The following is a 24,659-nucleotide window of genomic DNA, read 5'->3' on the forward strand; positions in this document are numbered from 1 at the left end:
CCTTTTGCGGCTGGGACCGCTCGTTCAGGCTTGTTTTTACGCGCGCCAGTTTTTTGGAGGAGGGGGGGGTGAAAAATCGGCCCCCTGAGCCGCCCACAGTAACTTTTCTCGTTTTTAACCAGGAGCCGCCATGGAGCCTTCTACGCCTTCTATCGGCGTGCTGGACGGGCAAGCTGCCGCCGAGCAACGCGTCGATGGCGTGGAGTCGGAGGTGCCTGCGCCGCTTAAATTGCTGTCGCTCGCGGAGCAGCGCGTGTGGGACTACGTGGCTGGCGCATTGAAAGACTACGGCCTGATCCATCGCACCGACGCGATGCTGATGCACCTGATCGTGTCGACGTTCGTTCAGTGGGTCGATGCTGAGGCCGCCGTTGAGAAACACACTGCGGAGAAAGGATCGTTCATGGTTAAGACGCCGAACGGTTACGAGCAGCCGCACCAGTGCTACTACATGGCGCGCAATCTGAAAGCCGAGCTGCTGCGCATGCTGCCCGAGGCATGCCTGACCATACCGTCGTTCGCTAAGGTCAAACAGGCGATGCGCGAGCCGCAGCAGCCCGACATGTTCGATCCGCTGGTGGCCTTTGTCTCGGGCAAACCGCAGCCTCCCAAACTTGTGCATTCGCGATGAAAAATGCCGATCTTGACTGGGACGCGTACGGTCGTGACGTGCTCGCAGGAAAGATCGTGGTCAGCAAGTGGGTGCGCAAGGCCGTCGAGCGTCACTATCGTGATCTCGAAACGGGCGCTGCTCGCGGCCTGATTTTCAGCGAAGCGCACGCGCGGCATGTTCTGGCGTTCTTTGACTTCCTCAAACACAGTAAGGACAAGTGGGCCGGCACGCGTTTCGAGCTGTCGCTGTGGCAGGCGTTCTGGCTCGCAGTGTTGTTCGGCTGGTTGAGAGCGGACGGCACGCGGCGCTTCCGCAAGGCGTATTGGGAGATTGCGCGTAAGAACGGTAAGTCGACGCTGCTCTCCGGCGTGGGGCTGTACTTGCTGATCGGCGACGGGATAGCTGGCGCGGAGGTCTACACGGCCGCGACCAAGCTGGATCAGGCGAAGATCGTCCACGAAGAAGCGAAGCGCATGGTGCTGCAGTCGGCCGAGCTGCGCAGGCATCTGCAGATCGTCAAAAACGACATCCTCCTGCCGGGCACCGCGAACACATACAAACCACTCGGCGCGGACGCGCTGACGCAGGACGGTTTGAATCCGCACGGTGCGATTCTCGACGAACTGCACGCGCACCCGTCGCGGGCCTTGTGGGACGTTATCGAGTCGGCGACCGGTTCGCGGTCGCAGCCGTTGATGTTCGCTATCACCACGGCCGGCTTCAATGTCGTCAACTCGATCTGCATCGAGCAGCGCAACTATGTGCGGCGGATCCTTGAGGAGGCGATCGACGACGACGCGTACTTCGGTGTGATCTACACGCTCGACGGCTACGACGGCGGCGAAGACGACGAAAAGGACGACTGGACAGATCCTAAGCACTGGATCAAGGCCAATCCGAATCTCGGCATCTCAGTCTTCCCGGACAATCTCGCCGAGTCCGTACGTGTTGCGCAGAATGAGCCATCGGCTCAGGCGAACGTGCTGACAAAGCGCTTCAATATCTGGGTCAAAGCATCGCATCTGTGGATGGCGATGGACAAGTGGAAGGCGTGTGGCAAGACATACACGCTGGAGGATCTCGAAGACGTTGTCGCGGTGTATGGCGGTCTGGATCTCGCGAGCACTTCGGACCTTTGTTCGCTGGGTCTGCAGTTCATTCTCGAAGACGGCATGCGTGCGTTATGGGGCAAACACTACCTGCCCGAAGACGTAGCGCTCGATTCGGAGAACCCGAATCATCGGCTGTACATGGTCTGGAAGGAGCAGGGCTGGTTGACGCTCACGCCGGGCAACGTAACGGACTATGAATTCATCAAGAGCGACGCGGCGAAGCTGATGGAACGCTTTGCATTCGCCGAGATCGCCTTTGACAGATGGAACAGTTCGCAGCTCGTCACGGACCTGATGAACGACGGCGCGAACATGGTCCAGTTCGGGCAGGGTTACGCGAGCATGAGCCCGGCCATGAAGGAGTTCGAGCGCCTGATCAAGGGGCGTCAGTTGGTCCATCCTAACGACCCCGTTATGACCTGGGCGATGAGCAACGTCGTCGCATCGAAGGATCCGGCCGGCAACATCAAGCCAGACAAACAGAAAAGCGCCAACAAGATCGATCCGGCCGTCGCGCAGATTATGGCTGCCGGTCGTGCGGCACTCGCGACGATCGAGCCGGTAATCAAAACCGCATACGTGGGACTCTAATGTTTGAATCCATAAAGCAACTTTGGGGTGCGCGCGATGCGGGCACCCCACCTGAACGCGTCGAGCCCTCGGGCGTGCCGGCCGTGCATAACGAGCAGGCGTCGACGGTCGTCTCCAGCGACAGTGCCGGCATGGCGCAGCTGTTCAATATCGAGCCGACGTTTGCGGGAACGGTCGTGACCCCACAGAGCGCCATGCGTGTTTCAGCGGTGTATGCGTGCGTCAGACTGATCGCGGGCGCCAAGGCTTCAATGCCGGTGCAGATGTTCCAGAAGGCGGAGGGCGCGAACAGCCGCGTCGACGATCACGCCTATCTGTCTTTGCTCAACGACGAGCCGTCGCCGTGCTGCTCGGCTGCAGTCTTCTGGGAGTACACCGAGGCGAGCCGCCATCTGTATGGCGATGGCTTCGCGTACATCAGTCGGAACAGGAACGGCGTGCCGCAGGAACTGATTCCGCTGCATCCGTTACGCGTGCAGAGTGAAAAGCAGACCAACGGTCGCATCACGTATTACGTGCTGTTCGACGATGGCACGTATCGCGGCGTCGACCAGGACGACATGCTCCAGTTCTGCAACTTCGGTTGGGATGGCCTGCGGAGCATGAGCACGATCCGATGGGGTGCACGTCAGAGCATTGGCACATCGATCGCGGCTGAGAACCATGCCGGCAAGTTTTTTCAGAACGGCGTCATGCCGAGCGTGATTCTTGAGTACGCCGGCAAGATGGATCAGACAACGGTCGATCAGTTGCGCGCCGAGTTCGAGCTCCGCTATGCCGGCGGCCCGAATGTCCATAAGCCAATGATTCTCACTGGCGGCACGAAAGCGCAGGGTCTTGCGATGAACGCGGCTGACGCGCAGTTGCTGGAGACGCGCAACTTTCAGGTCATCGACATCGCGCGTGCGTTCGGCGTGCCGCCGTTCCTGATCGGTGAAAGCGAAAAGCAGTCTGCCTGGGGATCGGGTATGGCGACCATGACGCAGGCGTTCATCACCTTCACCATGCAGCCGCATCTGGTGCGTGATGAGCAGGAGTTGCGCCGCAAGCTGTTTCGCATCGGCCGCTACACGGTCAGGTTCGACCGCCGCGCGTATCTCGCTGCAGATATGGAGAAGCTCGGTGCGTACTACCGTCAGGCGATCGGTGGTTCGCAGGGGCCGGGCTGGCTGTCGACCGACGAGATCCGCGGTTACGAAAATCTGGGACCCAAGCCGGGCGGGGACCAACTTTATTCACCTACACCGCTGAAAGGAGCTCCGAGTGAAACGCAATCCGCTGCTTAACCTGATCCGCGACAACATGAACCGACCACGATCGTTCGATGTCAAGGCGTCGGACGATCAGGTCACGATCTACCTGTATGACGCGATCGACGCGTGGTGGGGCATTTCCGCCGAGTCGTTCGTGCAGCAGCTCAGCGAGATCAATGCGCCGACGATCAACCTGCGTATCAACAGTCCGGGCGGTGATGTGTTCGAAGCGCGCGCGATGGTGACGGCCATCCGTCAGCACCCGTCGAACATCATTGCGCACGTCGACGGCATTGCGGCATCGGCGGCCAGCTACGTTGCGATGGCCGCGAAAGAGGTCGAGATCTCGGAAGGCGCGTTCTTCATGATCCACAAGGCGTGGACGATCGAGATGGGCAACGCAGATGATCTGCGCAAGACGGCCGGCCTGCTCGACCAGATCGACCAGTCGATTGTGAACGACTATGCCGCGCGCACTGGCAAACCGAAGGACGAGCTGCTCGCGATGATGACGGCCGAAACCTGGCTGACTGCTGCCGAGGCGAAAGACATGGGTTTCGCCGATCGAATCGCGGCAACGGCCGGCACGGAAAACTCGGGACGCTGGAACCTGTCCGCGTATGCGAACACACCCAAGGCGCTCACGGAGCCGCCGGTGCCTCGGGAACCCGTACGCGATCGCAGCACATTGGAGCGTCGCATGGCGATGCTCGAACGAATCGCACCGTAAGCGCTCTCGCTGGGGCGAATGAGGGCCGCACATTGTGTGCGGCCCTTTTCATTTGTATCAACCATTCTGAAAGGAACCATATGATCTCGATTCAAGCTCTGCGAGAGCAGCGCAACGAAATTGCGAAGGAAATGCGCAATCTGCTCGACAACAACGCGGACGGCAAGTGGAAGGAGAATGGCTGCGACGCGAAATGGACCGAGCTCGACAACAAGCTCCGCGACGTCGACGCGCAGATCGAGCGCGAGCAGCGTCTGCTCGACGCGAATGCCGAGCAGCGTTTCAACGCGCTCGGCGGCGGTGCTGGCCGTGAGGGCGGTGGCGAAGGTCAGCCGTCCGCAGCTCAGCAGCAATATGCACGCTGGCTGCGCGGCGGTCAGGACGCGTTGACTGCGGCTGAATGGACTGCGATCCGTAACACCATGAGCACGGATACGCCGGCGCAGGGCGGCTATACGGTGCAGACCGACGTCGCGAAGGCGATCATCGACGCGCTGAAGTCGTTCGGTGGCATGCGGCAGGTTGCCGAGGTCTTCACCACGGCGCAGGGCAATCCGATGTCGTTCCCGACCAGTGACGGCACGGCGGAACTCGGTGAGATCATCGGCCAGAACGCGACCGCAACGGGGCAGGATCCGACATTCGGCCAGGTCGGCCTGTCGCCGTTCAAATACAGCTCGAAGATCGTTGCTGTTCCGCTGGAATTGCTGCAGGACTCGGAAGTCGATATCGAGGCATTCGTGCGCAGCCGACTGGCGACCCGTCTCGGACGTATCACGAACAACCACTTCACCGCCGGTGACGGCACGAACAAGCCCAAGGGTCTGTTTCCGTCGCTGGGCGTAGGAGTGGCTGCGGCTGTCGGTGGTGCGACGACGGTCACGTACGACAACCTCGTCGACCTGCAGGAATCGATCGACGATGCGTATAGCGGTCCGAGCTGCAAGTGGATGTTCCACCAGAGCACCCGCAAGGTCATCCGCAAGCTGAAAGATGCCAACGGGCGTCCGATCTGGACGCCGAGCTACGACGCCGGTATCGCGCGCAGCTCGCCCGATCAACTGCTCGGTGCGGACATTCAGATCAACAACGACGCGCCGGTGCTCGGTGCGAACAACACGCCGATCGCATATGGCGACTTCTCGTACTACAAGATCCGCGACGTGATGGGCCTGACGCTCTTCCGGTTTGCAGACTCGGCGTACGCGTCGAAGGGGCAGGTTGGCTTTCTCGCCTGGCTGCGTTCCGGCGGTGCCTGGACCGACGTCGGCGGCGCAGCCAAGACGTTCCAGAACTCGGCGACCTGATCGACCGGTGTGTGCGCGACGTGCGGCGGTGCTGCGCGTCAACTTTCATTCTGTATGTCTATGAGGGCCTTATGGCTACCAAAAATGTACTCGTCCGCATCTTGCAATCGATTCGTATCCACGCGACTGAATACCTTTGCAACGATGTTGTCTCGATGCCTGCCAAGCTTGCCGCTGCTCACGAGAAGACTGGCGCCGTCGATTCTGATCCGGATGCCGTCGCCTTTGCGCGCGACGAGCTGGGCAAGGAGCCGATCGAGCATGTCGTGCCCGAAGGCGCCGCGCTCAATCCTGCTGAGGATTCGCAACTGGCTGCGGCCGGCGCTGCTGTTGCGCCGGTATCAACGCAAGGCGCGTCGGACGGACAAGCTGATGCTCAAGCCAAAATCCCGGGCGTAGAGCCGGTAGCGGATCCGGCAGCGCCGGCGGCGCAATGACGGTCGGCCTCTCCCGCATCGCGGGGGAGGCGGTCAACGAGCCGATCAGCCTCGACGACGCGAAGCTGCATCTGCGCGTCGACGGGACCGTTGATGACGAGCTGATCGGCTCGATGATCACTTCCGCGCGAACGTCATGCGAATGGCGCATGCAACGCAGCATCCTGCCGCAGTCGTGGGCGCTGACCCAAAGTAGCTTTCGTCATCCGTGGGTCGAGCAGCACGGTCACCTGCATCATGGGTTGATATTCAACCCGGCGTGGTATCGCGCACGGTGTCACGGCTATCCCGACTCCATTGTTCTGCCGCATCCGCCGATCAGGTCTGTTGCATCCGTTGCGTACCTGAATACGGCGATGCAGCGAATCACGCTCGACCCGTCAGCATATCGGCTGGCGATCGTGGGGGAGAAGCTCGCGATGCTTCGACCGGTTGGGTCGCCATGGCCTCAGACCGCGCGGGAGCCGGATGCCGTCATCGTCACATATGCCGCCGGCTGGGACGACCCTGCGCAGATCCCGGCTCCGATCATCAGCTGGATCAAGCTGCGGCTCGGTGCGTTGTATGAGAACCGCGAAGAGTACGCGGCCGGTCAGCCGATCCCGGAGTTGGGGTTCGCGGACGGGCTTCTCGACCCCTACAGCATTCCGGTGGCGTGACATGCGCTCAGGCAAGCTTAAGCATCGCATAACAATCCAGACGCCCGGCCAGATCCGCGATCCGGCCGGGCAGCCGTCGACCGGCTGGACGGATTTCGACACGGTATGGGCGGACATCCGATATCTGAATGGGCGCCAGTTCCTGACGTCGAATGCCGAGGCGAACAGCGCAACGGCGAGCATCCGTGTGCGCTGGCGGACTGATCTAAGCGCGAGCATGCGGGTTCTTTACGGCGCGAAGGTGTTTGACATCGTCGCGGTGCTGCCAGACGAAGAGGGGCAGGATCACGTCGATCTGGCGTGCGTTACGGGAGTCAACAATGGGTAGCGAGTCAAAGCGGGGCGCACAACGTGGCTAACTCCATTAACGCAATAGTCCGCGTCGCACTCGATCCGCTTGTCGACGACCGAGTCTTTCCCGGCGCTGCACCGCCGAACACGCCGACCCCATACATCGCATATCAGCGCGTTGGTGGGGCTGATTCGGACACGCTCGACGGCATATCAACCACTCGCAATGCCCGCATGCAGGTTGCCGTCTGGTCGACCTCCTGTGAGGCGTCCACCGTGCTGATGGATCAGGCCATGGCGGCTTTGTGTGGCGACGCAATCAAGGGGAAGCCGATCGGCGAGCCCGTTGACGCGTACGAAGAGGCGACGAAGCTGTACGGCTCCCGCCTCGATATTTCAATCTGGTATTCAACCTGAAGGGACTGCATATGCCCAGCTCTGCAATTTCCGCGCAAGGGACAACCTTCGCGATCAACACCGGCACCGACCTTGCGCCGGTCTTCACTAAGGTCAAGAACGTCAAGAGCTATAGCGGCTTCGACGGTTCGGCCACCGAGCTTGACACGACCGACCTCGATTCGACTGCGAAGGAGCGCCTGCTCGGCCTTCAGGATTGGGGTTCGTTCTCTATCGATGCAAACATCGATTACGCTGACCCGGGGCAGGCGGCGATGCTTGCATCGAAGCGTGCGTCGACGCAGAAGCAATACAAGCTGACGCTTCCCAACGGCTATACGCACACCTTCACGGCGTCGGTGAAGTCGTTTCCGATTGCGGGCGGTACGGATGCGCTCCTCACCAACACCATTGCAATGACGATCAGCGGCGATGTCGTCACGGCAGCGCCGGCGCAAGGGGGCGCGTAATCCATGCTGACACGTGAACAGATCCAGGCGGCCGTCGACCTGAAGTCGGAAGTGGTCTCGGTGCCAGAGTGGGGCGGCGACGTCACGGTAATCGTGATGGACGGCCGCGCGCGCGACGTTTTCCAGGTTGCCATGCAGGCCGGCGACAAGTCGGTCAGTTACTTCCAGGCGACGCTGCTGGTGGCGACGGTGGTGGGCGACGATGCAAAGCCACTTTTCACGGCCGATGATATCGAGTGGCTGCGCAGCAAGAGCTCTGCAGCTCTCACGCGCGTTGGGCGCATCGCCGAGCGTCTGAACGGCTTCGGCCCTGCAGCGGTGGAGGAGGCGGCAAAAAACTCCGAGGCCGCCCCGAGCGGCTCTTCTGGTTCCGCCTAGCAAAGGAACTTGGCATGTCGGTCTCGCGTGCAATGCGCGAGATCGACAGTGCTGAATTCACCGAGTGGCTCGCGTATTACGACATAGAGCCATTCGGTGAGCGTTTTTCGGACCTTCGAACGGGTCTGATCACCTCCGCCATCTATAACGTCAACCGCAACGTCAAGGCGCATCCGAACGCGTTCGGCGCGTTGCATTTCATCCCATGGGCAACCGAGCGCATCGCCGCTAACGACGATGCGCAGCCCGTCCTGCTGCCCGATAAGGAAGCTCAGTCAAACCTGATCTCGGCAGCGCTCTTCGGGGTCGTTCCAGGTGGCAAGAAAACCGTTTGAAGTGGCCAATCCGGATGCGCTCACCGCGCAGCTCCGTGCTCTCGATGACGCAATGGGCGAATCAACACTGCGGCAGGCAGCAGTGGCGGGAGCCCGGATCATCCTCGATGAGATGGAGCTGCGCATTCCTGTCGCGTCGGGCAAAGGTAAGACGTCGTTGCTAATTGCGTACGACAAAGAGGTGTCGGTTACGGGAAAGATCGCCTCGTACATCGTCACGTGGAGCAAAGAGGCGTTCTACCTGCGCTTTGTCGAGTACGGGACATCGCATTCTGCGGCGAACCCATTCATGCGACCGGCTTTCGAAGCCAAGAAAAACGCAGCGGCAGAAGCTGTGCGTCAGGTCATTGACGAAAAATTGAAGGCGGCAAATGGCAAATGAGACCGTAACACGCGTCACAGCGGATGCGAGCGGCTACACGGCGGAGCTGGAGCGGGCGACTAGGTCCGCGAACGCTTTCCTGCAGACGCAGGACGACGCTGCCCGTCGCACTGCAGTTGCGCAGCAGGCGATCGCCGAGGCGGCTGCGAACGGCAGCAATGCATCGACGCGGTCGATCAACCAGTTCGTTTCGTCGTTGACGCGGCAGGCCGACACCGCCGGCAAGACGACGGCCGAGTTGCTTCGGATGAAAGCAGCGCAGCTCGGCGTATCTGATGCGGCGGCTGCGTCGATCGCAAAGATCGAGGCGGCGGCTGCGGCGTCTGCGCACGGCAGCGAGGCGGCGCACAGCTTTAGCCTCAACTCGACAGCCGCACGGCGCGAGCTCGCAGTGCTTGCGCATGAGGCGTCGCAGGGCAGTTATCAGAAGCTGGGCGGCTCGCTTCTCGTGCTCGCGGAGCGAACCGATGCACTCTCGCTCGTAATGAGCCCGTTGGGCATCGGGCTCGGCGTGACCGCTGCTGCTGCGGCGCTGTTCTTCAAAACCGTCTACGACGGTTCGCAGCAGTACGACGCGTTCCAGAAGGCAATCGCCAGCACGCACGGTGCACTCGGGCTAACGGCGTCGGATTTTATCGACCTGTCAAACACCATGGTCGACACGCACACGTCGCTGTCGGCCGCGCGCGACGTGCTTGCCCAGGTCGCGAATACTGGCCGCTTTACCGGCGACGACCTGGCGCTTGCAGGGCGTGCTGCGATCGCGATGGGTGAGGATACCGGCGTGAGCGCCGACAAGGCGGTTGAGTCGCTAACTCGCATGCACGACAACGTGTTGCAGTGGCTCGAAACGTATCAGGAACAGCACCACACGTTCTCGGCGGCTCAGGTCGAGGAGATCGAGGGATTCGTGCGCGCCGGCGATGCGGCCGGCGCGCAGAAGGCCGCGATGCTGGATCTGATCAGTGCACATGAATCTGTCGCGGCGTCGGCGGAGAAGAATATTGGCGCCGTCATGCGGTGGTGGAACGACTGGGGCGTGATCATCGGCCGCGTTAAGGCGTCGATCATGGATATCGGCGTGCCGGACAGCATGACGAAGCAGATCGGCGACCAGCTCGCTCGCGTACAGGCCGCGCAACACAACGTCGACCAGCTGAAGGGGGCATCGTCGTTCAGTGTCGACCAGGCGAAGCAGCAGCTCGCGGTTGAAACTGCCACGCTGAACACGTTGCGCGATCAGCAGGCGGTGCAGTTCAAGACCACGCGCGACGCCGAGGCGCGTGCGAAAGGCGGCGATGCTGCCGTCGCCGTCAATAAGTATCTGAACAGCACGCAGTATGCGACGCCGGACGATCAGCGCACGCTTGCGGTGAAGAAGGAAAACGCCGACTACGCGGCTGCGATCAACGATCTGGACAAGACGTCGACGCAGTATGAGGCGGCATCGAAGCGGCACGCGGCGAACCTGCAGCAGATCGAAAAGGAATTCGAGAGCCGTAACGGATCCAAGGCGGCGGCCTCCGCAGCTGCAGCAGCTGCACAGAATGCAATCAATGCGCAGCTCACCGCGCTCGATGCGCAGGACAAGGCTGTTGAAACTGGTCTGAAAACGTCGCTCGACCATATCAAGAGCCTGCTGGATCAGGGGTTGATCACGCAGGACGATGCGCTGAGGCAATCGCACGAAGCGCGTCAGAAGGCGCTTAACGACGAGCTCGCGATCCAGCAGCAGGAAGAGACGATCGCGCAGGGCAAAAAGCAGAAGTCGGCGATGGAGAAATATGCCGGCGAGATTGCAGCCACGCGCAAAAAGATCGCCGACAACGATCAGCAGTACACCGACGACTCCGCGAAGCTCGCTGCCAAGCGGGCGTCCGACATCAAGGTGTACACCGATGCATTGCAACAGCAGCTCGCGACGCAGCAGGCGGCGGCTGACACGACGCTGGCCGGTCTGAGCATGGGGACGAACGATCGGGCTGACTACGACCGGCAGATCGCGTTGCGGCAGGACTACGACCGCAAGGTCGCGGACCTCGCGAAGCAGCAGACTGAGCATCGTATCGGGCCGGATCAGTATGCTGCCGAGCTCGCCGCGACCCAAAGTTACTATGACCAGTCAGTTGCTATCGCGCAGAAGTCGTCAGCGGATATCCGGGCGGCCAACGCGGACTGGACGACGGGTGCGAAGCGCGCGATTGCCGACTATGCGGATCAGGCTGGCAACGTTGCAGCGTCGACCGCATCCACGTTTCAGGATGCGTTCAAGGGCATGGAAGATGCCTTCGCCACTTTCGTGACGACCGGAAAGATCAGCTTCAGCAGCCTTGCCACCAGTGTCATTTCCGACATCGCCCGCATGCAGGCGCGTGCGGCGATCTCCGGCCTGTTCAGTTACGCGGAGAGCGCACTCGGCTCGTATTTCGGCGACTCGTCGACGGCAGCGGCGAGCTCGGCTTCCTACGCGTTCCACCTGGCTGACGGCGGGGCGATCTCAGGGCCGGGCACGTCGACCAGCGACAGCATCCCCGTAATGGCATCGAACGGCGAATACATGATGAAAGCCGAGGCGGTGCGTCGCATTGGGGTTTCGAATCTCGATGCGATGAATAACGACCGCGCGGTCAATGGTTGGCAGCGCTTTGCGCAGGGCGGTTATATCGGCAATGCGGCGTCGACCTCGACGGTGGCACGTGGTGGCGATCTGACCATCGCTCCGCAGATCACCGTGGAAGGTGGTTCGGACGGGAGCGCTAACCAGAAAAATGCTGGTGACCTCGATCGAAAAATCACGGCGGCGATCCGCGCGGTAGTCGTCAATGAGCGCAAGCAGGGTGGTGCGCTCTGGAAAATGAAAAACGGGATAGCGGGATGACCGATACGTTCATTTGGGTTCCTACTGTAGCGGGGCTGTCTGGCGACGCGACGCTGAAGGTGCGGAAAGCACAGTTCGGAGACGGATACGCGCAGCGCGTTGCCGACGGCTTGAACAACCGATCATCGTCCTATCAACTGCAGTTCATTGGCGCTGCCGACAAACTCACCGCGATTCTGGCTTTTCTCGACGCGCACGCTGGCGCCACGGCTTTCTACTGGACGCCTCTTTTGCGCACGCAATCGCTATTCACGTGTGAGAAGTACACCGAGCCGACCAAAGACGGCGACGTCTACACCATGACGGCGCAGTTCGATCAAACCTTCGCACCCTGAGCACTATGACAGCACTCGTAAAAATCAATCTCGGCACACCGCCGACTGCGGAAGATGGCGACACTAACCGCGGTGCCAACGCGAAGTCGAATTCAAATGTCGACGTGTTGAATGCGCAGGCAACGCTTACCAGTGCGCCGGCGGTCATAACGGCACCGCAAGCACTAACGGCAGCTTTGCACATCGGTAAGCGGGTCAACATCAGCCTTGCTGCGGGCGGCGTGATCAACCTGCCAGCCGCGTCGACCTGCGCTGCGGACCAAGTAACTTTGCTTCGCAATCTTGGTACAACAGTTGTGACGCTCGCTGTCACGACGGGGTCCGGCGATAGCGTGTCTCTCACTCGCCTGAATCCGGGTGAGACGGCGTTGATGGACACGGACGGCGTGCACGCGTGGTCCGTCCTGATGCGGGGCCGCACGAATAGCGACAACGAGACGGTGAACGGTAACTGCACCGTAAGTGGAAATGAGATTGTTGGTGGAAGCTTGTCCGTGGTCGGCAAGGTCGCCGGAGCGAATAGCCCCAACCTGCTGTTAAACGGATCCGGCGAGTTTGGTACACGCGGCTGGGTTCTCGGCCCGCAAATCGCGCAACAGGTGGACACGACCGGGGGTATTGGGCCGTTCTTTACCAACACTACCGCGCTCGCAAACTACACCAATAGCTCTACTACTGCGTCGTGTCAGGCCGGTCCAGGCATTGTCATGACGGCCTCTTTTGACATAGCAAACTCTGCTACTGCGGGCACCGTAAACGTCTCATTTGCTGCGTTCAATAGTTCCGGAGCGTTTATCTCTAATCTGGGTGCGCTGAACATTGCTAACGGCTCGGCGCTACAGCGGTACTCAATCACGGGCGCCACACCCGCAAGTACGGCGTACGTAGTCGTGTACGTCAACATGACGAGCGTAACGGCAGCGGCGTTTGGTGTTGTGTGGCGACAATTGAAGGTAGAGGCGGGTACGGGTACGTCGCTGTACTCGCAAGAGGGTAGCGTAGCGCAAGTCGGTAACGTGTCTAACATCGTTATGAACGGCACGTACCGGAACATGCTGCATAACGCGCGCTTTCAGGTGAACAATAGGCGCGTCTCACTGCCTTTTACAGCGGGGTCTGGATACCAGTACTGTCTAGATCGGTGGCGCGTTGTCGTGTCCGGTCAACAAATCTCCGCTTCGGTGCCTGCTGGCACAGGGTATTGGCAGGTTACTTGCCCCGCTGGTGGTTTCGAGCAAGTTATGGAACCAAACGACGTACTCGGCGGTACGTACGTTATTAACTGGCTAGGTACCGCTACATGTGAAATGGGGCCGGTGGGTTCCGCAACCGCGCTCGTTAAGGGACAAACATTTACGTTAGCTGCGCTCTCTAGCATTCAATTCCGATGGAAAAACGGCACTCTAGCGTTACCTCAGATCGAACAAGGCACCGTTCCGACTGCGTTTGAGGCTGTGCCTATGGAAATGGAGCGACGCCGCTGTGAATCTTATTGGCGCGCAGTCACTATCGACTTTGAGGGCTACCAATCGGGTGGTCAAAATGCGTATTGGTCTCTGACCTTTCCTAGTATGCGAAGTACGCCTGTAGGACAGGGACTTACTTGGGGTAGGTCTCCTAGCTACTCGAATATCGGTGCGCCTCCGACCTTCAACTTTTTCCAGGATACTCTAACTTGTATCGCCCCGGTTTCCGCTACCGGGACGTGGTTCGTTGTCGGCTACACCCTCGCTCTGAGTTGTGACCTATGAGCATCAATTCCGATGTTCAGCAACTAGAACCCGGCTCGCTCATTGAGCTATTCGAGGTCGACTGTACGGCGATCGGCGGCGACATACTGCGCTTTCATGCGCATCTGCAGTCGGCATCGATTTTCTGGCAAGGCAACGAGTACAAGCCGTGGCCGATCCAGGCGACAGGCTTTGAGCGCACATCGGACGCACAGCAGCCGTCACCAACGCTGACCGTTGCCGATATCAACGGCACGATATCGGCGCTTTGCGTATACCTGGACGATCTGGTCGGTGCGAAGATGACGCGACACCGTACGCTCGCGAAGTACCTGGATGCGGCGAACTTTCCGGGCGGCAATGCAAGCGCGGATCCGACTGCTGAAATGGCGATCGAAGTGTGGCGGATCGAGCAGAAGAGCGGCGAGCAACCCGGGCTCACTGTTGAATTCACGCTCTCGTCGCCGCTAGATTTTGGTGGTCAACAGGCACCGTCGCGGCAGATCGTCAGCATATGCCAGTGGAAATATCGCGACGCTGTGTGCGGCTATACCGGCACAAGTTACTTTGACGTAAATGACAAACCGGTCGACGATCCGGCGCTCGATCGCTGCAGCATGAAAACCAGCGGTTGCGAGTGCCGCTTCGGCGTCAACAACGAGCTGCCGTTCGGCGGCTTTCTCAGCGACAACCTTTCCTGATGAACGACACGATCAAGAGTGCGATCGCGGACCACGCGCTCGCGGAATACCCGCGCGAGTGCTGCGGGCTGCTAGTGCTGCAGGAAGGGCATGAGGTGTATGTGCCCTGTCGAAACATTGCAGCTCGACCCACTGAAGACTTCAGATTGGCACCGGAGGACTACGCGCTCGCGGAGGATCTCGGGCCAATCGTCGCCGTTGTGCATTCGCACCCTGGCGGGATGGCGCGGCCGAGCGGTGCCGATCGGAAAATGTGTGAGCAGAGTGGCATCGATAAGTGGGTGATCGTTTCTCTGGGCGTGCAGTCGGACGGCTCCACGGCAATCGATGAGTGGTTCGAGTTCGGGCCGACAGGCTATATCGCGCCGCTTCTGGGCCGCCAGTTCGTGCACGGCGTGCACGACTGCTATGACCTCATACGCAGTTACTACCAGCTTGAGCGGGGCATCCTGCTTCCAGATTTCGAGCGCCGCGACAACTGGTGGGAAGACGGCGCGTCGAATCTGTATCTCGACCACTATCGCGAGGCTGGGTTCGTCGACGTTGGACCGGCCGCGACGCTGCAGGCCGGCGACATCCTGTTGATGCAGATCCGCAGTAAGAACGACGTGCCGAATCATGCCGGCATCTACCTTGGCGACGGTGTGATGTTGCATCACATGCACGGGCGACTCTCGGGTCGCACCGTATGGGGCGGCATGTGGACGCAATGCCTTCGGACGGTACTTCGGCATGAGGAGGTCACTCCATGACAGAACAGCTACGAACAATCCGGCTATATGGGGTACTTGGCGCGCGATTTGGCCGCGTTCATCGTATGGCAGTGTCGTCGACTGCTGAAGCGATGCGCGCGCTCGGCGTTGTATTGCCCGGATTCAAAAAATTTGTGATCAACGCGAAAGACAACGGACTGACGTTCGCTGTCTTTTTGGGAAAGCAGAACCTCTCCGAGAATGAGCTCGGTTTCCCGGTTGGCTGTGGCGATGACATCCGCATTGCGCCAGTCCTGATCGGCAGTAAGAATGGTGGAGTTTTCCAGACGATTTTCGGTGCTGTTCTGTTCGCTGTTGGCGCGGTCTCGACGTACTTCGGTAACCCCTATGGCGGCAACATGATGGCAATGGGCGCCGCGATGGCGCTTGGTGGCGTCGCGCAGCTGCTCAGCCCGCACGTCTCCGGCCTCAACGGGACAGGGCCGGATAACGGCACGTCGTATTACTTCAATGGGCCGGTCAACAGCTCGGCACAAGGTGACGTCGCGCAGGTGGTCATTGGCCGTTTCACGTGCGGGTCGAAGCGAATCAGTTCCGGCATTTACGCGGAGGATCAAACCTGATGGTGAACCTAGCTGGATCCAAAGGTGGTGGTGGCGGCTCGACGCCAACGGAGTCGCCCGATAGTCTTCATTCGATCGCGTACGCACGCATACTCGACCTGATTTCCGAGGGACCGATCCGAGGCCTGGTGAATGGTCTGCAGTCGATCTTTTTCGACGGGACACCGCTGCAAAATTCTGACGGTTCGATGAACTTTCAGAATGTTGCGGTCGACACCAGACCCGGCACGCCGGACCAAAGTTACTTGTCCGGTTTTCCTGCCGTCGAGAATGAGGTGGCTGTAGGCGTTGCACTCACGTCAGACGCGCCGTGGGTGCACCAGGTCGAGAATACGCAGTTGACCGCGGTGCGTGTGCGGTTCGGGTTGCCAGCATTGCAGAAGTCCAATCAGTCGACCGGCGACGTTACTGGCTATCGCGTCGAGTACGCAATCGATCTCGCTGCGGTAGGCGGATCCTTTGCGCAGGTTCTGTCGGGTGCGTTCGATGGCAAGACTACGTCGCTCTATGAGCGTAGTGTGCGCATCGAACTGCCGACCTCGTCGACCGGCTGGGTCGTGCGGGTGCGTCGGCTCACTGCGAACGCTAACAGTTCGTTGATCGCTGACACGATCAATATCGAAGCGATCACGGAGATTATTGACCGCAAGCTGCGCTATCCGATGAGCGCGCTTGTGGGGCTGCAATTCGATGCTCGCTCGTTCAGCTCGATTCCAACGATCTCATACGACGTCTATGGGATCGAGGTCAGTGTTCCTTCGAACTATGACCCGATCGCGCGTACGTACAGTGGCGTGTGGGACGGTACGTTCAAGCAGGCGTGGACCGACAGCCCGCCATGGATTTACTACGCTTTCGCGACGAATCCGATTTTCGGGCTTGGCAAGCTCATCGATGCGTCGATGGTCGATAAGTGGTCGCTCTACGAGATCGCGCAATATTGCGACGTCATGGTGTCAGACGGGAAAGGGGGGATGGAACCCCGCTTTGCGATCAACGCGGTCATCCAGACGCAGGCCGATGCCTACAAGCTGATGCAGGACATTGCGACGGCGTTCAGGGGCATCTCGTATTGGGGCGCGGGCCAACTTGTTCCCGGCTGCGATATGCCGACGGATCCCGTATACGTGTACACAAACGCCAACGTACAGGCTGGGTTCAAGTACGTTGGATCTGAGCGGAAGACCCGTTACACGTTCGCGCAAGTCGCATGGAACGATCCGTCTAATCAGTGCAAGCCGGCGGTCGAGCCTGTACAGGACGATCCCGGTCTTGCGCGATACGGCGTGAACAAGGTGTCGCTGACCGCCTTCGGCGTGACCTCGCAGGGCTTGGCCCATCGTATCGGCCTGTGGACGCTACTCACAAGCCGCTATGAGACGAACACGGTTAATTTCACAGTCGGTCTCGACGGCACGCTGACGGGGCCGGGTGACGTCATCGCGGTGGCGGATCCGGCGAAAGCCGGGCGCCGCATCGGCGGGCGGGTGCGGTCAGCGACGGATGCGCTGAACATTACGCTCGACAAAGCGCCGATCGTGGCGGCCGGCGACAAGCTGACTGTGATCATGCCGAGCGGAGTGGCGCAAAGTCGATCGGTGCAGTCCGTCCAGGGTGACGCGGTGCGCGTGACAGCGGCATTCGATTCGGTGCCGGTGCCGGGTGCAGTGTGGATGGTAGAGACGACGGATCTGGTGGGGCAGCTGTTTCGCGTCGTGAGCGTTCAGGAGGCATCGGACGACGATCAGATCACTTACTCGATCTCGGCTGTCCAGCACGAACCTGGCAAGTATGCGGCCGTCGACAACGGGGCGGCGATCCAGATACGGCCTGTGACAGTTACGCCACCGTCTGCGCAGGCGCCTCCGGCAAATGTGCGACTGTCGACATACTCGGTGATCGATCAGGGCATCTCGAAAACCGTGATGGTTATCGCGTGGGATGCTGCCGCAAACGCTGTGAACTATTTGCCGGAATGGAGGAAGGATAACGGCGAGTGGGTAACTGCCAATCAGACAGGTGGCCTGCAGGTCGAGATCGTGGGCATCTATCAGGGCACATATCTGGCTCGCGTTCGGGCGCAGAATGCCATGGGGGTGACATCGATCCCGGCCTATGGGACCAATACGGATCTCACCGGAAAGACGAGTCCGCCGCCATCGCTGACGTCGCTCACGACAACGACTCAGGTCTTTGCAATCCAGCTCGACTGGACGTTTCCTGCTGATGGCTCGGCGGGCGACACGCAGCGCACCGAGATCTGGTATAGCCAGACACCGGATCGCAGCACGGCGGTTAAGCTGGCCGACTACGCGTATCCGCAAGCGCGTGCGAATCTGATGGGGCTCGCTGCAGGCCGCTCGTTTTTCTTCTGGGGGCGGCTTATCGATACATCCGGCAACATCGGACCTTGGTATCCAACGGGCGTGGGTGTGAATGGGCAGAGCAGCAGCGACGCCGACGAGATTCTCTCGTATCTGGCGAACCAGATCACGAAAGAGCAGCTCGCGCAGGATGTGCTCGCGCCGATTGAAGCAATTCCGGGCATCGAGCAGTCGGTGGAGGAGAATGCTGCGGCCATCACCAATGAGCAGCAGGCGCGCACTGATGGCGACACGGCGCTTTCCAATCGGCTCGATCAGGTTGTCGCGCAGGTCGTAATTCCACCGATGGCAGGCAGCACGGGGGATTATGCGGGGTCGACGCAGGTGTATGCCGGCGTGTGGTCTGAGCAGTCTGCGCGTGCCGAGGCGGATCTCGCGCTGGCTAAGAATATCGACACCGTCACGGCGCAGATCTCGTCGACGAGCACAAAGTTACTTGCGACTGTGCAAACCGAGACGCAGGCGCGCATTGATGCGGACAGCGCGCAGGCGCAGCAGATCACGACGGTTCAGGTGCAGGCCAACGCGAACGCTGCGGCCGTTCAGACTGTTGCAGCGTCGTATGCGGACATTAACGGCCGTGTGTCGGCGTCCTATCAGATCAAGACGCAGATCACAGCCAACGGCCGGACCTACATAGCCGGGATCGGTGTCGGCGTCGACAACAGCAGCGGCGTTGTCGAATCTACTGTGCTGGTTTCGGCCAGCCGGTTTGCCGTACTGGATCCGAATGGCACCGCAGTGTCGTCACCGTTCGTTATTCAGGGCGGCCAGACCTTCATTAGTCAGGCATTCATTGGTACTGGGTGGATTCAGAACGCGATGATCGGGGACGTGATCCAGTCGACGTCGGTAGGGGCGAACGGTCAGCCGCGCTGGAAGCTTGATAAGAATGGGACGCTGACGATGAACGGAGCCAATTCCGGAAGCGGCTATTTGACGATCAGCGATTCGACGGTGTTGGTCTACGACAATAACGGAACGCTGCGTGTCCGATTGGGGCTCTGGTAATGGCGGCTGGTCTTCAGATTTGGAACGCATCAGGCGTGCTGGTGCTGGACGCGACTCAGCGGTGTGGACGCATCAAAGGGGCGGTCCAGCTCACCGGCGCAAACGGCTCGGTTGCGAGCGACCTTTCCGACGGGACACCGTTCTGGTCGTTTCAACCGGATTTCCTCTATAGGCACATTTCGAATGTGACGCCTCCGCCGATCGTTTCGATCAACGCGGGCGGGATCAGCTGGACGTATAGCTCGACGGCCGGACTGAACTTTCCAAATCCGGTTACGGGGTGGCTCTTCTGGGGAGTCTTTTAATGACCGCTGGATTTCAGGCTTTTACGGATAGTGGCCTGTTCCAGATAGATGGACAAACGCCAAACTATCAGCTCACTGCGAGCCTTGTTCAGACACTGAGACAGGAAAGTATTCCGACCGTCTATAACAACGTGGGGCAGCAGTTTTACGCAACTTACTGGCACACGACGTTTTCCTTTACTGCGACCAATCCGCTTTTTGCGTTCGTAGCAGATGGGAACGTCATGGTAACCCCATGGAAGTTTTCCAAAACCGGCAGCAACACTTACACGGCGGAATTCATCGGAGCTGGACAGGCCAATGTCACCCTGTTCATTTTCGATAAGGTGGCGCCGTCGGGTTCCCGCTTCGGCCTGCAGGTCTTTGACAATACGGGTGCTCTGATCGCGGACGCGGTGAGTCCTTTCGCAAGGGTCCTGGATGTTAAATCCGGTGCCTACCTGAGTGGCTCGGGTTTTGACGGGACTGGTACGTCGATGCCCGGCGCCGGCACGCAGAGTCAGGACTATGGGCGGCCGGTTGCCATCGCGGGCTGCTTTCCGGCGCACTACATGTCCAACTCTGGCGATGGTACCGGTGAGACGACCATGAGCGGGATTGCGGTGTCAGGTGGAGTTGTCACATGGGAATTTCACACATTCAACGGCACGCGCGGCTCTCACTACGTTGGCTTTCGTGAGGCAAGCGCGTGGCGTTTCATGGTCCTGGATATGACCGGGATAATTTAGAGGAAGAAAAATGCCGCTTGAAAAAGACTACATAACGCCGTCGACAGGTGCGGTGGCCTCGTATCACTTGGTGCAGCAGGTATCGCTCGACAAGGTGTCGACGGCGACTAATGCGACGGTGTCTTCGTACCTGAGCAAGGACGCCGTCGACGCCGGCAAATTCGCTATGTACACGCAGCAGGTCATGCTGGCCGGTCTGCCGGCAGATGGGCAGAACGCCTTCGATTACGCCGAGGCGCAGCTCGTCGCCGCACCGCCGGCTGACGCAGGTGCGCCGTCTGTGAATCGCTACGTCTTTGCGGGCGCGACGATCGTTTCCTAGAAGTAGTTAGCCGCGCTGCGAGCCGCCTCCGGGCGGCTTTTTTTATGTGCGCTCAAAAAGTGACTTTGTTGAAAGGGGATATATGAAAAAACTGAAAGTTGAATTGGTCGAGGACTGGCGCGAGTGCCTTCGATGGTCGTCAATGCGCCTCTCGGCGATCCTTGCCGCGATCTACCTCACGCTGCCGCACATCGTGCCGCTCCTCGCCGATCACTGGCCCGATATCGCGCCGTGGGTGATGCATTTCTTTCCCTCGGCGCCGGCAAGCATCGTGCCGGTCATCGGTGTGCTTTTGATGATGGCTGCTCGAATTACCAACATCCGTCGCGGCGGTGATCAATGACGGTCTCTGCTGCGGTGATGCAGATCTTCGAGGATCTGCTGGTGAGGGAGGGCGGCGGGAAGGTTACGAACGATCCTAACGATGCAGGCGGCCTGACGCGATGGGGGTGGACAGCGAAGACCGCAGCCGCGTTCGGATTCGCTCGTACGGTAGACACCATGACACACGACGAGGCGATCGCGTTGTATCAGCAACGGTTCTGGATCGCACCGAAGTTTGATCAGTTGTACGCCATCGATCAGGACCTTGCCGTTTATTTGCTCGACACCGGCGTGACGAGTGGTCCTGCTACCGGCGTTCAGTTCCTGCAGCGTGCGCTCAACGTCCTTAACAACCAGGCGCAGACATTCCCGGATCTGGTTCCTGACGGCGGTCTGGGCAATCTGACGTTCGCGGCGCTGCGTGCATATATCTCAGCGCGAGGCGTACCGGGGTTGTCGGTTCTGCGGTTCATGGTGCACTCGCTTCGCTCGACGTTCTTTATCGAGCTGGCAGAAAGAAATCGGACGCAGGAGACGTTCGAATACGGATGGCAGGCGCAGCGCGCGATGTTTGGCGCCTAACACTGCGGGGGCAGGGATATGGCGGATTTGAATGAACTGGCTGCGCGCTCGACCGGGGTGTGGGGGTGGATTGGCGGAGGCGGCCTGGCGGCCGTTTTTGTCACCGCCCTCAGGCTGCGCACCTATCTTTCGCGCGATGGTGTTGAGCGTCGCAAAGATTCTGCTGAGAAGGATCTGATCGACAACCTGTCGGAGCAACTTGAAAAAGCCAACGAGCGCGCAGATCGAGCTGAGAAGCGCACCGACGAGGCATACAAAGAACGCAACGACACGATCCGTGAGATCTCGGCAGTGCAGCGCGAAATGGCAGCTCTTGCTGAACGCGTACGGCAGCAGAGCGAAACGATCACGGCTCAGAACCTCGAGCTCGAGCAGTTGAGAACCGAGGTGCGGCAGCTACGGGAGAAACTCAATGAGGCCAGTTGATGGGGCGGCAGATGGGGGCTGGGTCAGCAAGATAGCCCGTCGGGTTGAGGGGTGGGCGCTGGCACTCGCACTGGCCGCCGGCGGGGCCATTGTCGGCTTCGCGTACAGCGAGTATCGGCTGCATCAAGTGGTGGTGGATTTGCGTGAGGCTCAGCGTGAGGAGATCACGCGGCTGACGGATGTCTACGCCAGAAACCTTGGTGCTCTCACGCCTAAGGTCGAGCAGGCCGCGCAGGTCGCGAGCGCGGCGGCAGCAGTAGCCAGCAGCGCAGCAGTGACCGCAAACAGTGCAGCGGAGGCGGCGGCCGACGCAGCGGATACGTCCGCCGGCGCAGCGAAGACAGCGAAGTCGGCCGCAGTGACTGCAGCTCGTCGACCGGCAATTGCAGTCGTGGCGTCTTCCGTTGCTCAACCGACCCCGAGTCAGCTCGGCCTTGCTGTCGATCTGGCCAACAGGAAGGTGAAGGAGGCGGCCAAATGATTCGCGCGCTGGTGATTGTGATTTTTGTTTCTATTGGGGGATGCGCTGCCCAACGGCGGTGTCCTGCATTGCCCGATCCGCCGGCGAAAGCCGATTTCAACAGCCTGAGCGATTACGCAACGACCGTTGCAACGCTCTATGGCGAATGTGCTGGAGGCACTCGATGAACCTTATTACCTCGTTTATGGGCGGCGACTGGATCGCGATTGGTGCCGCGCTCCTGACGCTCGGCTCTCTCGCCGTAGCGTTTCTCACGAAGAAATCGTCCGACGCCAAAGTGGCACAGGCCAATCAGAAAGTCGCCGAAGCGCAAACAGTTGCCGCGCAGGCGCAAACCCAAACCGCCGAGACGCGCGACGTCGAGGCACAAGCCAATGTAAGCGCCGCGCAGGCCGGCGCACAAGCCGTAAAGGAGAGAACGAATGTGGAAGCTGATACTGCTGCTAAGTCTGACAGTGCCGTGCGTGACGAGCTGCGCGATTGGGTCCGGCCCGTCGACGCAAGCGCCGGTGCTGCCCCCGGTTCAAGCGCAGACGCGAATCGTTGACACGTCCTGCGATTGGGTGAAGGCGATCTACCTGGCCGCGTCCGACGTCGACCTGATCAGTCCGTTTCTCGCCCGCGAGATCGACGATCACAACAAGGCGGGCGTGCAGCACTGCGGCTGGGGCAAGTAGCTTTGCGTCGACGTGCGCGGATTATTTTTTCCGGTCAAGTCGACGACGGGCGTCTGCCTCGAATCTAACGGCTTCCGGGTCGCGAGCGTACTCCCGGACATTCTTGGGGACGAGATCGTGCCTCGGTGTGTCGTCGATATCGCCGACGCGCAGGACCTCCTGAGCGAGTCGTATCCGAAGCTCCATGATCGGTGATTCGCGGGCGATGAGGTCGCGGTCTACTTCTCTCGCAAGGCGGACAGCCGCGTCGGCCTCACCTCTCAGCCGCAGCAGTACAAGCCGCAGATACTGCACTTCCAGAATCAGCCGCTCGACGTCGCCTTCTCCGCGATGGTCTACCCACCAGTTGCGTAGTTCGGCGAGCGTAGGGGGTTTGAATTCGGGGAGTTTCACGATAGGCCTCTCAAAGTACTGTGTAAACATACAGTATTTTCGAGGCTGCAATGTGTCCCCCAATTGCTAGGGGGCACTGCAAAGTAACTTTCCCGGCGTTCGAGCGCGGGGAAGACAGGGCGGCCAGGAGCATGTTCGCGCATTCTCCCGGTCGCCTTTCCACTGCTACAGCCAGTGAATTAGCCAAGGCCCTGACACCTACCGGTAGGCGGGCCGAATTCTAACTTAAAAAGAACGGGCAATTCCAAATATGGCGAATCCAATCATTCCGTGGATCGGCGGTAAGCGTCGTCTGGCAGACCATCTGATCCCGCGTTTTCCAAAACACGACTGTTACGTCGAAGTGTTTGCGGGCGGGGCCGCACTCTACTTTCTGCGGCCGCCGGCAGCGGTCGAAGTGATCAACGATATCAACGGCGATCTGATCAATTTATATCGGGTTGTGCAGCACCATCTTGAGGAATTCGTGCGTCAGTTCAAATGGGCGCTTACGAGTCGGCAGGTATTTAAATGGCTTCAGGAGACGGTCCCGGAAACGCTCACCGATATCCAGCGCGCAGCTCGTTTCTATTATCTGCAGCACAACTGCTTTGGAGGAAAAATCGAAGGCCAGTCGTTTGGTACTGCGACAACTACGCCGCCAGGCTTAAACCTTTTGCGGTTAGAGGAAACGCTTTCTGCGGCTCACTTGAGGCTGTCAAATACTTTCGTCGAGCATCTCGATTGGAAGACCTGCATTGATCGATATGATCGGCCGCACACGCTGTTCTATCTTGATCCGCCCTATTGGGAAACCGAGGGATATGGCGTTCCGTTTCCGTACGCGGAATATGTCGAAATGGCGAGCCGAATCCGGGGATTGAAGGGCAAAGCAATAATTAGTCTGAACGATCATCCGGCAATCCGAGAGGCGTTCTCTGGCTTTCACATAGAGACCGTCGACATTAAATACACGGTCGGCGGAGGCGGAAGGGAAGCTCTCCGGAAGGAGGTAATCATTTTTAGCTGGGACGACGCAGCAGAACCGGCAGGCCTTTTCTAGCGCGGGGAATCGATTGGGGCTCTTGGTTGAGAGCTCCAATCATCGCAGGC

At 59.9% G+C, this 24,659-nt stretch carries 31 protein-coding genes; 30 read left to right on the forward strand and 1 reads right to left on the reverse strand.

The features are described from left to right. The first annotated feature begins 130 nt into the window (after positions 1-130). The 29 genes from R8871_RS14780 to R8871_RS14920 all read left to right on the forward strand — a co-directional run bounded on the left by R8871_RS14780 (position 131) and on the right by R8871_RS14920 (position 23,044). The gene (locus R8871_RS14780) at positions 131-631 is read left to right on the forward strand and encodes a P27 family phage terminase small subunit (RefSeq protein ID WP_175051106.1); all 501 of its coding nucleotides are present in this window, start codon (positions 131-133) and stop codon (positions 629-631) included. Further along, the gene (locus R8871_RS14785; RefSeq protein WP_175051107.1) at positions 628-2,316 is read left to right on the forward strand and encodes a terminase large subunit; all 1,689 of its coding nucleotides are present in this window, start codon (positions 628-630) and stop codon (positions 2,314-2,316) included. The genes R8871_RS14780 and R8871_RS14785 overlap by 4 nt, the downstream gene beginning before the upstream one ends. Then, positions 2,316-3,602, forward strand: a complete 1,287-nt coding sequence (locus R8871_RS14790; protein WP_175051108.1) for a phage portal protein — start codon at positions 2,316-2,318, stop codon at positions 3,600-3,602. The genes R8871_RS14785 and R8871_RS14790 overlap by 1 nt, the downstream gene beginning before the upstream one ends. Further along, a complete protein-coding gene (locus tag R8871_RS14795; RefSeq protein ID WP_246287573.1) occupies positions 3,580-4,299 on the forward strand; it encodes a head maturation protease, ClpP-related in 720 nt (239 codons plus the stop codon). The genes R8871_RS14790 and R8871_RS14795 overlap by 23 nt, the downstream gene beginning before the upstream one ends. Before the next feature lie 80 nt (positions 4,300-4,379). Further along, positions 4,380-5,606 (forward strand): phage major capsid protein, encoded by a 1,227-nt coding sequence (locus tag R8871_RS14800; RefSeq protein WP_175051109.1) that lies wholly within the window; start codon positions 4,380-4,382, stop codon positions 5,604-5,606. A gap of 71 nt (positions 5,607-5,677) precedes the next feature. Further along, positions 5,678-6,043 (forward strand): hypothetical protein, encoded by a 366-nt coding sequence (locus R8871_RS14805; protein WP_175051110.1) that lies wholly within the window; start codon positions 5,678-5,680, stop codon positions 6,041-6,043. After that, positions 6,040-6,702 carry a head-tail connector protein gene (locus R8871_RS14810; protein WP_175051111.1) on the forward strand — a complete coding sequence of 221 codons (663 nt, stop codon included), beginning with the start codon at positions 6,040-6,042 and terminating at the stop codon, positions 6,700-6,702. Before R8871_RS14805 ends, R8871_RS14810 begins: the two co-directional genes overlap by 4 nt. Position 6,703: 1 nt before the next feature. Then, on the forward strand, positions 6,704-7,030 hold the full coding sequence (locus R8871_RS14815; RefSeq protein WP_175051112.1) for a phage head closure protein: 327 nt from the start codon (positions 6,704-6,706) through the stop codon (positions 7,028-7,030). A 23-nt stretch (positions 7,031-7,053) separates the two neighbouring features. Continuing rightward, positions 7,054-7,410: a DUF3168 domain-containing protein gene (locus R8871_RS14820; protein ID WP_175051113.1), complete on the forward strand. Its 357-nt coding sequence runs from the start codon at positions 7,054-7,056 to the stop codon at positions 7,408-7,410. 11 nt (positions 7,411-7,421) lie between these two features. Beyond that, a complete protein-coding gene (locus R8871_RS14825) occupies positions 7,422-7,859 on the forward strand; it encodes a phage tail tube protein (RefSeq protein ID WP_175051114.1) in 438 nt (145 codons plus the stop codon). Positions 7,860-7,862: 3 nt separating this feature from the next. Continuing rightward, positions 7,863-8,237 (forward strand): hypothetical protein, encoded by a 375-nt coding sequence (locus R8871_RS14830; RefSeq protein ID WP_175051115.1) that lies wholly within the window; start codon positions 7,863-7,865, stop codon positions 8,235-8,237. Positions 8,238-8,269: 32 nt separating this feature from the next. Next, positions 8,270-8,572 (forward strand): phage tail assembly protein T, encoded by a 303-nt coding sequence (locus R8871_RS14835; protein ID WP_175051116.1) that lies wholly within the window; start codon positions 8,270-8,272, stop codon positions 8,570-8,572. Then, positions 8,553-8,954: an HK97-gp10 family putative phage morphogenesis protein gene (locus R8871_RS14840; protein ID WP_246287574.1), complete on the forward strand. Its 402-nt coding sequence runs from the start codon at positions 8,553-8,555 to the stop codon at positions 8,952-8,954. The genes R8871_RS14835 and R8871_RS14840 overlap by 20 nt, the downstream gene beginning before the upstream one ends. Beyond that, positions 8,944-11,832, forward strand: coding sequence for a phage tail tape measure protein (locus R8871_RS14845; protein ID WP_175051117.1), 2,889 nt, complete (start codon positions 8,944-8,946; stop codon positions 11,830-11,832). Before R8871_RS14840 ends, R8871_RS14845 begins: the two co-directional genes overlap by 11 nt. Continuing rightward, positions 11,829-12,167, forward strand: coding sequence for a phage tail protein (locus R8871_RS14850; protein ID WP_175051118.1), 339 nt, complete (start codon positions 11,829-11,831; stop codon positions 12,165-12,167). Before R8871_RS14845 ends, R8871_RS14850 begins: the two co-directional genes overlap by 4 nt. Before the next feature lie 5 nt (positions 12,168-12,172). After that, positions 12,173-13,918 carry a hypothetical protein gene (locus R8871_RS14855; protein WP_175051119.1) on the forward strand — a complete coding sequence of 582 codons (1,746 nt, stop codon included), beginning with the start codon at positions 12,173-12,175 and terminating at the stop codon, positions 13,916-13,918. Then, complete coding sequence (locus R8871_RS14860; RefSeq protein ID WP_175051120.1) at positions 13,915-14,598, forward strand: phage minor tail protein L; 684 nt, start codon at positions 13,915-13,917, stop codon at positions 14,596-14,598. Before R8871_RS14855 ends, R8871_RS14860 begins: the two co-directional genes overlap by 4 nt. Then, positions 14,598-15,350, forward strand: a complete 753-nt coding sequence (locus R8871_RS14865) for a C40 family peptidase (protein ID WP_175051121.1) — start codon at positions 14,598-14,600, stop codon at positions 15,348-15,350. The genes R8871_RS14860 and R8871_RS14865 overlap by 1 nt, the downstream gene beginning before the upstream one ends. Next, entirely contained in the window at positions 15,347-15,934 is a 588-nt protein-coding gene (locus tag R8871_RS14870) for a tail assembly protein (RefSeq protein ID WP_175051122.1), read from the forward strand. Before R8871_RS14865 ends, R8871_RS14870 begins: the two co-directional genes overlap by 4 nt. Continuing rightward, entirely contained in the window at positions 15,934-19,329 is a 3,396-nt protein-coding gene (locus R8871_RS14875; RefSeq protein WP_175051123.1) for a host specificity protein J, read from the forward strand. The genes R8871_RS14870 and R8871_RS14875 overlap by 1 nt, the downstream gene beginning before the upstream one ends. Then, on the forward strand, positions 19,329-19,634 hold the full coding sequence (locus R8871_RS14880) for a hypothetical protein (RefSeq protein WP_175051124.1): 306 nt from the start codon (positions 19,329-19,331) through the stop codon (positions 19,632-19,634). The genes R8871_RS14875 and R8871_RS14880 overlap by 1 nt, the downstream gene beginning before the upstream one ends. Further along, the gene (locus R8871_RS14885; RefSeq protein WP_175051125.1) at positions 19,634-20,362 is read left to right on the forward strand and encodes a hypothetical protein; all 729 of its coding nucleotides are present in this window, start codon (positions 19,634-19,636) and stop codon (positions 20,360-20,362) included. The genes R8871_RS14880 and R8871_RS14885 overlap by 1 nt, the downstream gene beginning before the upstream one ends. 10 nt (positions 20,363-20,372) lie before the next feature. Next, positions 20,373-20,684, forward strand: a complete 312-nt coding sequence (locus tag R8871_RS14890) for a hypothetical protein (protein WP_175051126.1) — start codon at positions 20,373-20,375, stop codon at positions 20,682-20,684. A gap of 82 nt (positions 20,685-20,766) precedes the next feature. Continuing rightward, the gene (locus R8871_RS14895) at positions 20,767-21,027 is read left to right on the forward strand and encodes a DUF7940 domain-containing protein (protein WP_175051127.1); all 261 of its coding nucleotides are present in this window, start codon (positions 20,767-20,769) and stop codon (positions 21,025-21,027) included. Beyond that, entirely contained in the window at positions 21,024-21,590 is a 567-nt protein-coding gene (locus R8871_RS14900; protein ID WP_175051128.1) for a glycoside hydrolase family 108 protein, read from the forward strand. Before R8871_RS14895 ends, R8871_RS14900 begins: the two co-directional genes overlap by 4 nt. An 18-nt stretch (positions 21,591-21,608) precedes the next feature. Then, the gene (locus R8871_RS14905; RefSeq protein ID WP_175051129.1) at positions 21,609-22,016 is read left to right on the forward strand and encodes a hypothetical protein; all 408 of its coding nucleotides are present in this window, start codon (positions 21,609-21,611) and stop codon (positions 22,014-22,016) included. After that, positions 22,003-22,497: a hypothetical protein gene (locus tag R8871_RS14910; RefSeq protein WP_175051130.1), complete on the forward strand. Its 495-nt coding sequence runs from the start codon at positions 22,003-22,005 to the stop codon at positions 22,495-22,497. Before R8871_RS14905 ends, R8871_RS14910 begins: the two co-directional genes overlap by 14 nt. Further along, complete coding sequence (locus R8871_RS14915; RefSeq protein WP_175051131.1) at positions 22,494-22,664, forward strand: hypothetical protein; 171 nt, start codon at positions 22,494-22,496, stop codon at positions 22,662-22,664. The genes R8871_RS14910 and R8871_RS14915 overlap by 4 nt, the downstream gene beginning before the upstream one ends. Then, on the forward strand, positions 22,661-23,044 hold the full coding sequence (locus R8871_RS14920) for a hypothetical protein (RefSeq protein ID WP_175051132.1): 384 nt from the start codon (positions 22,661-22,663) through the stop codon (positions 23,042-23,044). The genes R8871_RS14915 and R8871_RS14920 overlap by 4 nt, the downstream gene beginning before the upstream one ends. A 151-nt stretch (positions 23,045-23,195) precedes the next feature. Here R8871_RS14920 and R8871_RS14925 read toward each other — a convergent pair whose 3' ends face one another. Continuing rightward, positions 23,196-23,597: a hypothetical protein gene (locus R8871_RS14925; RefSeq protein WP_175051133.1), complete on the reverse strand. Its 402-nt coding sequence runs from the start codon at positions 23,595-23,597 to the stop codon at positions 23,196-23,198. Between the two features lie 220 nt (positions 23,598-23,817). On the opposite strand from R8871_RS14925, the gene R8871_RS14930 reads away from it, so the two are divergent. Then, complete coding sequence (locus R8871_RS14930; protein WP_175051134.1) at positions 23,818-24,609, forward strand: DNA adenine methylase; 792 nt, start codon at positions 23,818-23,820, stop codon at positions 24,607-24,609. The last annotated feature ends 50 nt before the right edge of the window (positions 24,610-24,659 follow it).

Source organism: Paraburkholderia sediminicola, assembly GCF_902859805.1.
GTDB lineage: Bacteria > Pseudomonadota > Gammaproteobacteria > Burkholderiales > Burkholderiaceae > Paraburkholderia > Paraburkholderia sediminicola.

Excerpts from the sequence above, each read along its gene's own strand:
- R8871_RS14780 (WP_175051106.1), top strand. The coding sequence starts at position 131 with ATGGAGCCTTCTACGCCTTCTATCGGCGTGCTGGACGGGCAAGCTGCC.
- R8871_RS14785 (WP_175051107.1), top strand. The coding sequence starts at position 628 with ATGAAAAATGCCGATCTTGACTGGGACGCGTACGGTCGTGACGTGCTC.
- R8871_RS14790 (WP_175051108.1), top strand. The coding sequence starts at position 2,316 with ATGTTTGAATCCATAAAGCAACTTTGGGGTGCGCGCGATGCGGGCACC.
- R8871_RS14800 (WP_175051109.1), top strand. The coding sequence starts at position 4,380 with ATGATCTCGATTCAAGCTCTGCGAGAGCAGCGCAACGAAATTGCGAAG.
- R8871_RS14805 (WP_175051110.1), top strand. The coding sequence starts at position 5,678 with ATGGCTACCAAAAATGTACTCGTCCGCATCTTGCAATCGATTCGTATC.
- R8871_RS14810 (WP_175051111.1), top strand. The coding sequence starts at position 6,040 with ATGACGGTCGGCCTCTCCCGCATCGCGGGGGAGGCGGTCAACGAGCCG.
- R8871_RS14815 (WP_175051112.1), top strand. The coding sequence starts at position 6,704 with ATGCGCTCAGGCAAGCTTAAGCATCGCATAACAATCCAGACGCCCGGC.
- R8871_RS14825 (WP_175051114.1), top strand. The coding sequence starts at position 7,422 with ATGCCCAGCTCTGCAATTTCCGCGCAAGGGACAACCTTCGCGATCAAC.
- R8871_RS14830 (WP_175051115.1), top strand. The coding sequence starts at position 7,863 with ATGCTGACACGTGAACAGATCCAGGCGGCCGTCGACCTGAAGTCGGAA.
- R8871_RS14835 (WP_175051116.1), top strand. The coding sequence starts at position 8,270 with ATGCGCGAGATCGACAGTGCTGAATTCACCGAGTGGCTCGCGTATTAC.
- R8871_RS14845 (WP_175051117.1), top strand. The coding sequence starts at position 8,944 with ATGGCAAATGAGACCGTAACACGCGTCACAGCGGATGCGAGCGGCTAC.
- R8871_RS14850 (WP_175051118.1), top strand. The coding sequence starts at position 11,829 with ATGACCGATACGTTCATTTGGGTTCCTACTGTAGCGGGGCTGTCTGGC.
- R8871_RS14855 (WP_175051119.1), top strand. The coding sequence starts at position 12,173 with ATGACAGCACTCGTAAAAATCAATCTCGGCACACCGCCGACTGCGGAA.
- R8871_RS14860 (WP_175051120.1), top strand. The coding sequence starts at position 13,915 with ATGAGCATCAATTCCGATGTTCAGCAACTAGAACCCGGCTCGCTCATT.
- R8871_RS14865 (WP_175051121.1), top strand. The coding sequence starts at position 14,598 with ATGAACGACACGATCAAGAGTGCGATCGCGGACCACGCGCTCGCGGAA.
- R8871_RS14870 (WP_175051122.1), top strand. The coding sequence starts at position 15,347 with ATGACAGAACAGCTACGAACAATCCGGCTATATGGGGTACTTGGCGCG.
- R8871_RS14875 (WP_175051123.1), top strand. The coding sequence starts at position 15,934 with ATGGTGAACCTAGCTGGATCCAAAGGTGGTGGTGGCGGCTCGACGCCA.
- R8871_RS14880 (WP_175051124.1), top strand. The coding sequence starts at position 19,329 with ATGGCGGCTGGTCTTCAGATTTGGAACGCATCAGGCGTGCTGGTGCTG.
- R8871_RS14885 (WP_175051125.1), top strand. The coding sequence starts at position 19,634 with ATGACCGCTGGATTTCAGGCTTTTACGGATAGTGGCCTGTTCCAGATA.
- R8871_RS14890 (WP_175051126.1), top strand. The coding sequence starts at position 20,373 with ATGCCGCTTGAAAAAGACTACATAACGCCGTCGACAGGTGCGGTGGCC.
- R8871_RS14895 (WP_175051127.1), top strand. The coding sequence starts at position 20,767 with ATGAAAAAACTGAAAGTTGAATTGGTCGAGGACTGGCGCGAGTGCCTT.
- R8871_RS14900 (WP_175051128.1), top strand. The coding sequence starts at position 21,024 with ATGACGGTCTCTGCTGCGGTGATGCAGATCTTCGAGGATCTGCTGGTG.
- R8871_RS14905 (WP_175051129.1), top strand. The coding sequence starts at position 21,609 with ATGGCGGATTTGAATGAACTGGCTGCGCGCTCGACCGGGGTGTGGGGG.
- R8871_RS14910 (WP_175051130.1), top strand. The coding sequence starts at position 22,003 with ATGAGGCCAGTTGATGGGGCGGCAGATGGGGGCTGGGTCAGCAAGATA.
- R8871_RS14915 (WP_175051131.1), top strand. The coding sequence starts at position 22,494 with ATGATTCGCGCGCTGGTGATTGTGATTTTTGTTTCTATTGGGGGATGC.
- R8871_RS14920 (WP_175051132.1), top strand. The coding sequence starts at position 22,661 with ATGAACCTTATTACCTCGTTTATGGGCGGCGACTGGATCGCGATTGGT.
- R8871_RS14925 (WP_175051133.1), bottom strand. The coding sequence starts at position 23,597 with ATGTTTACACAGTACTTTGAGAGGCCTATCGTGAAACTCCCCGAATTC.
- R8871_RS14930 (WP_175051134.1), top strand. The coding sequence starts at position 23,818 with ATGGCGAATCCAATCATTCCGTGGATCGGCGGTAAGCGTCGTCTGGCA.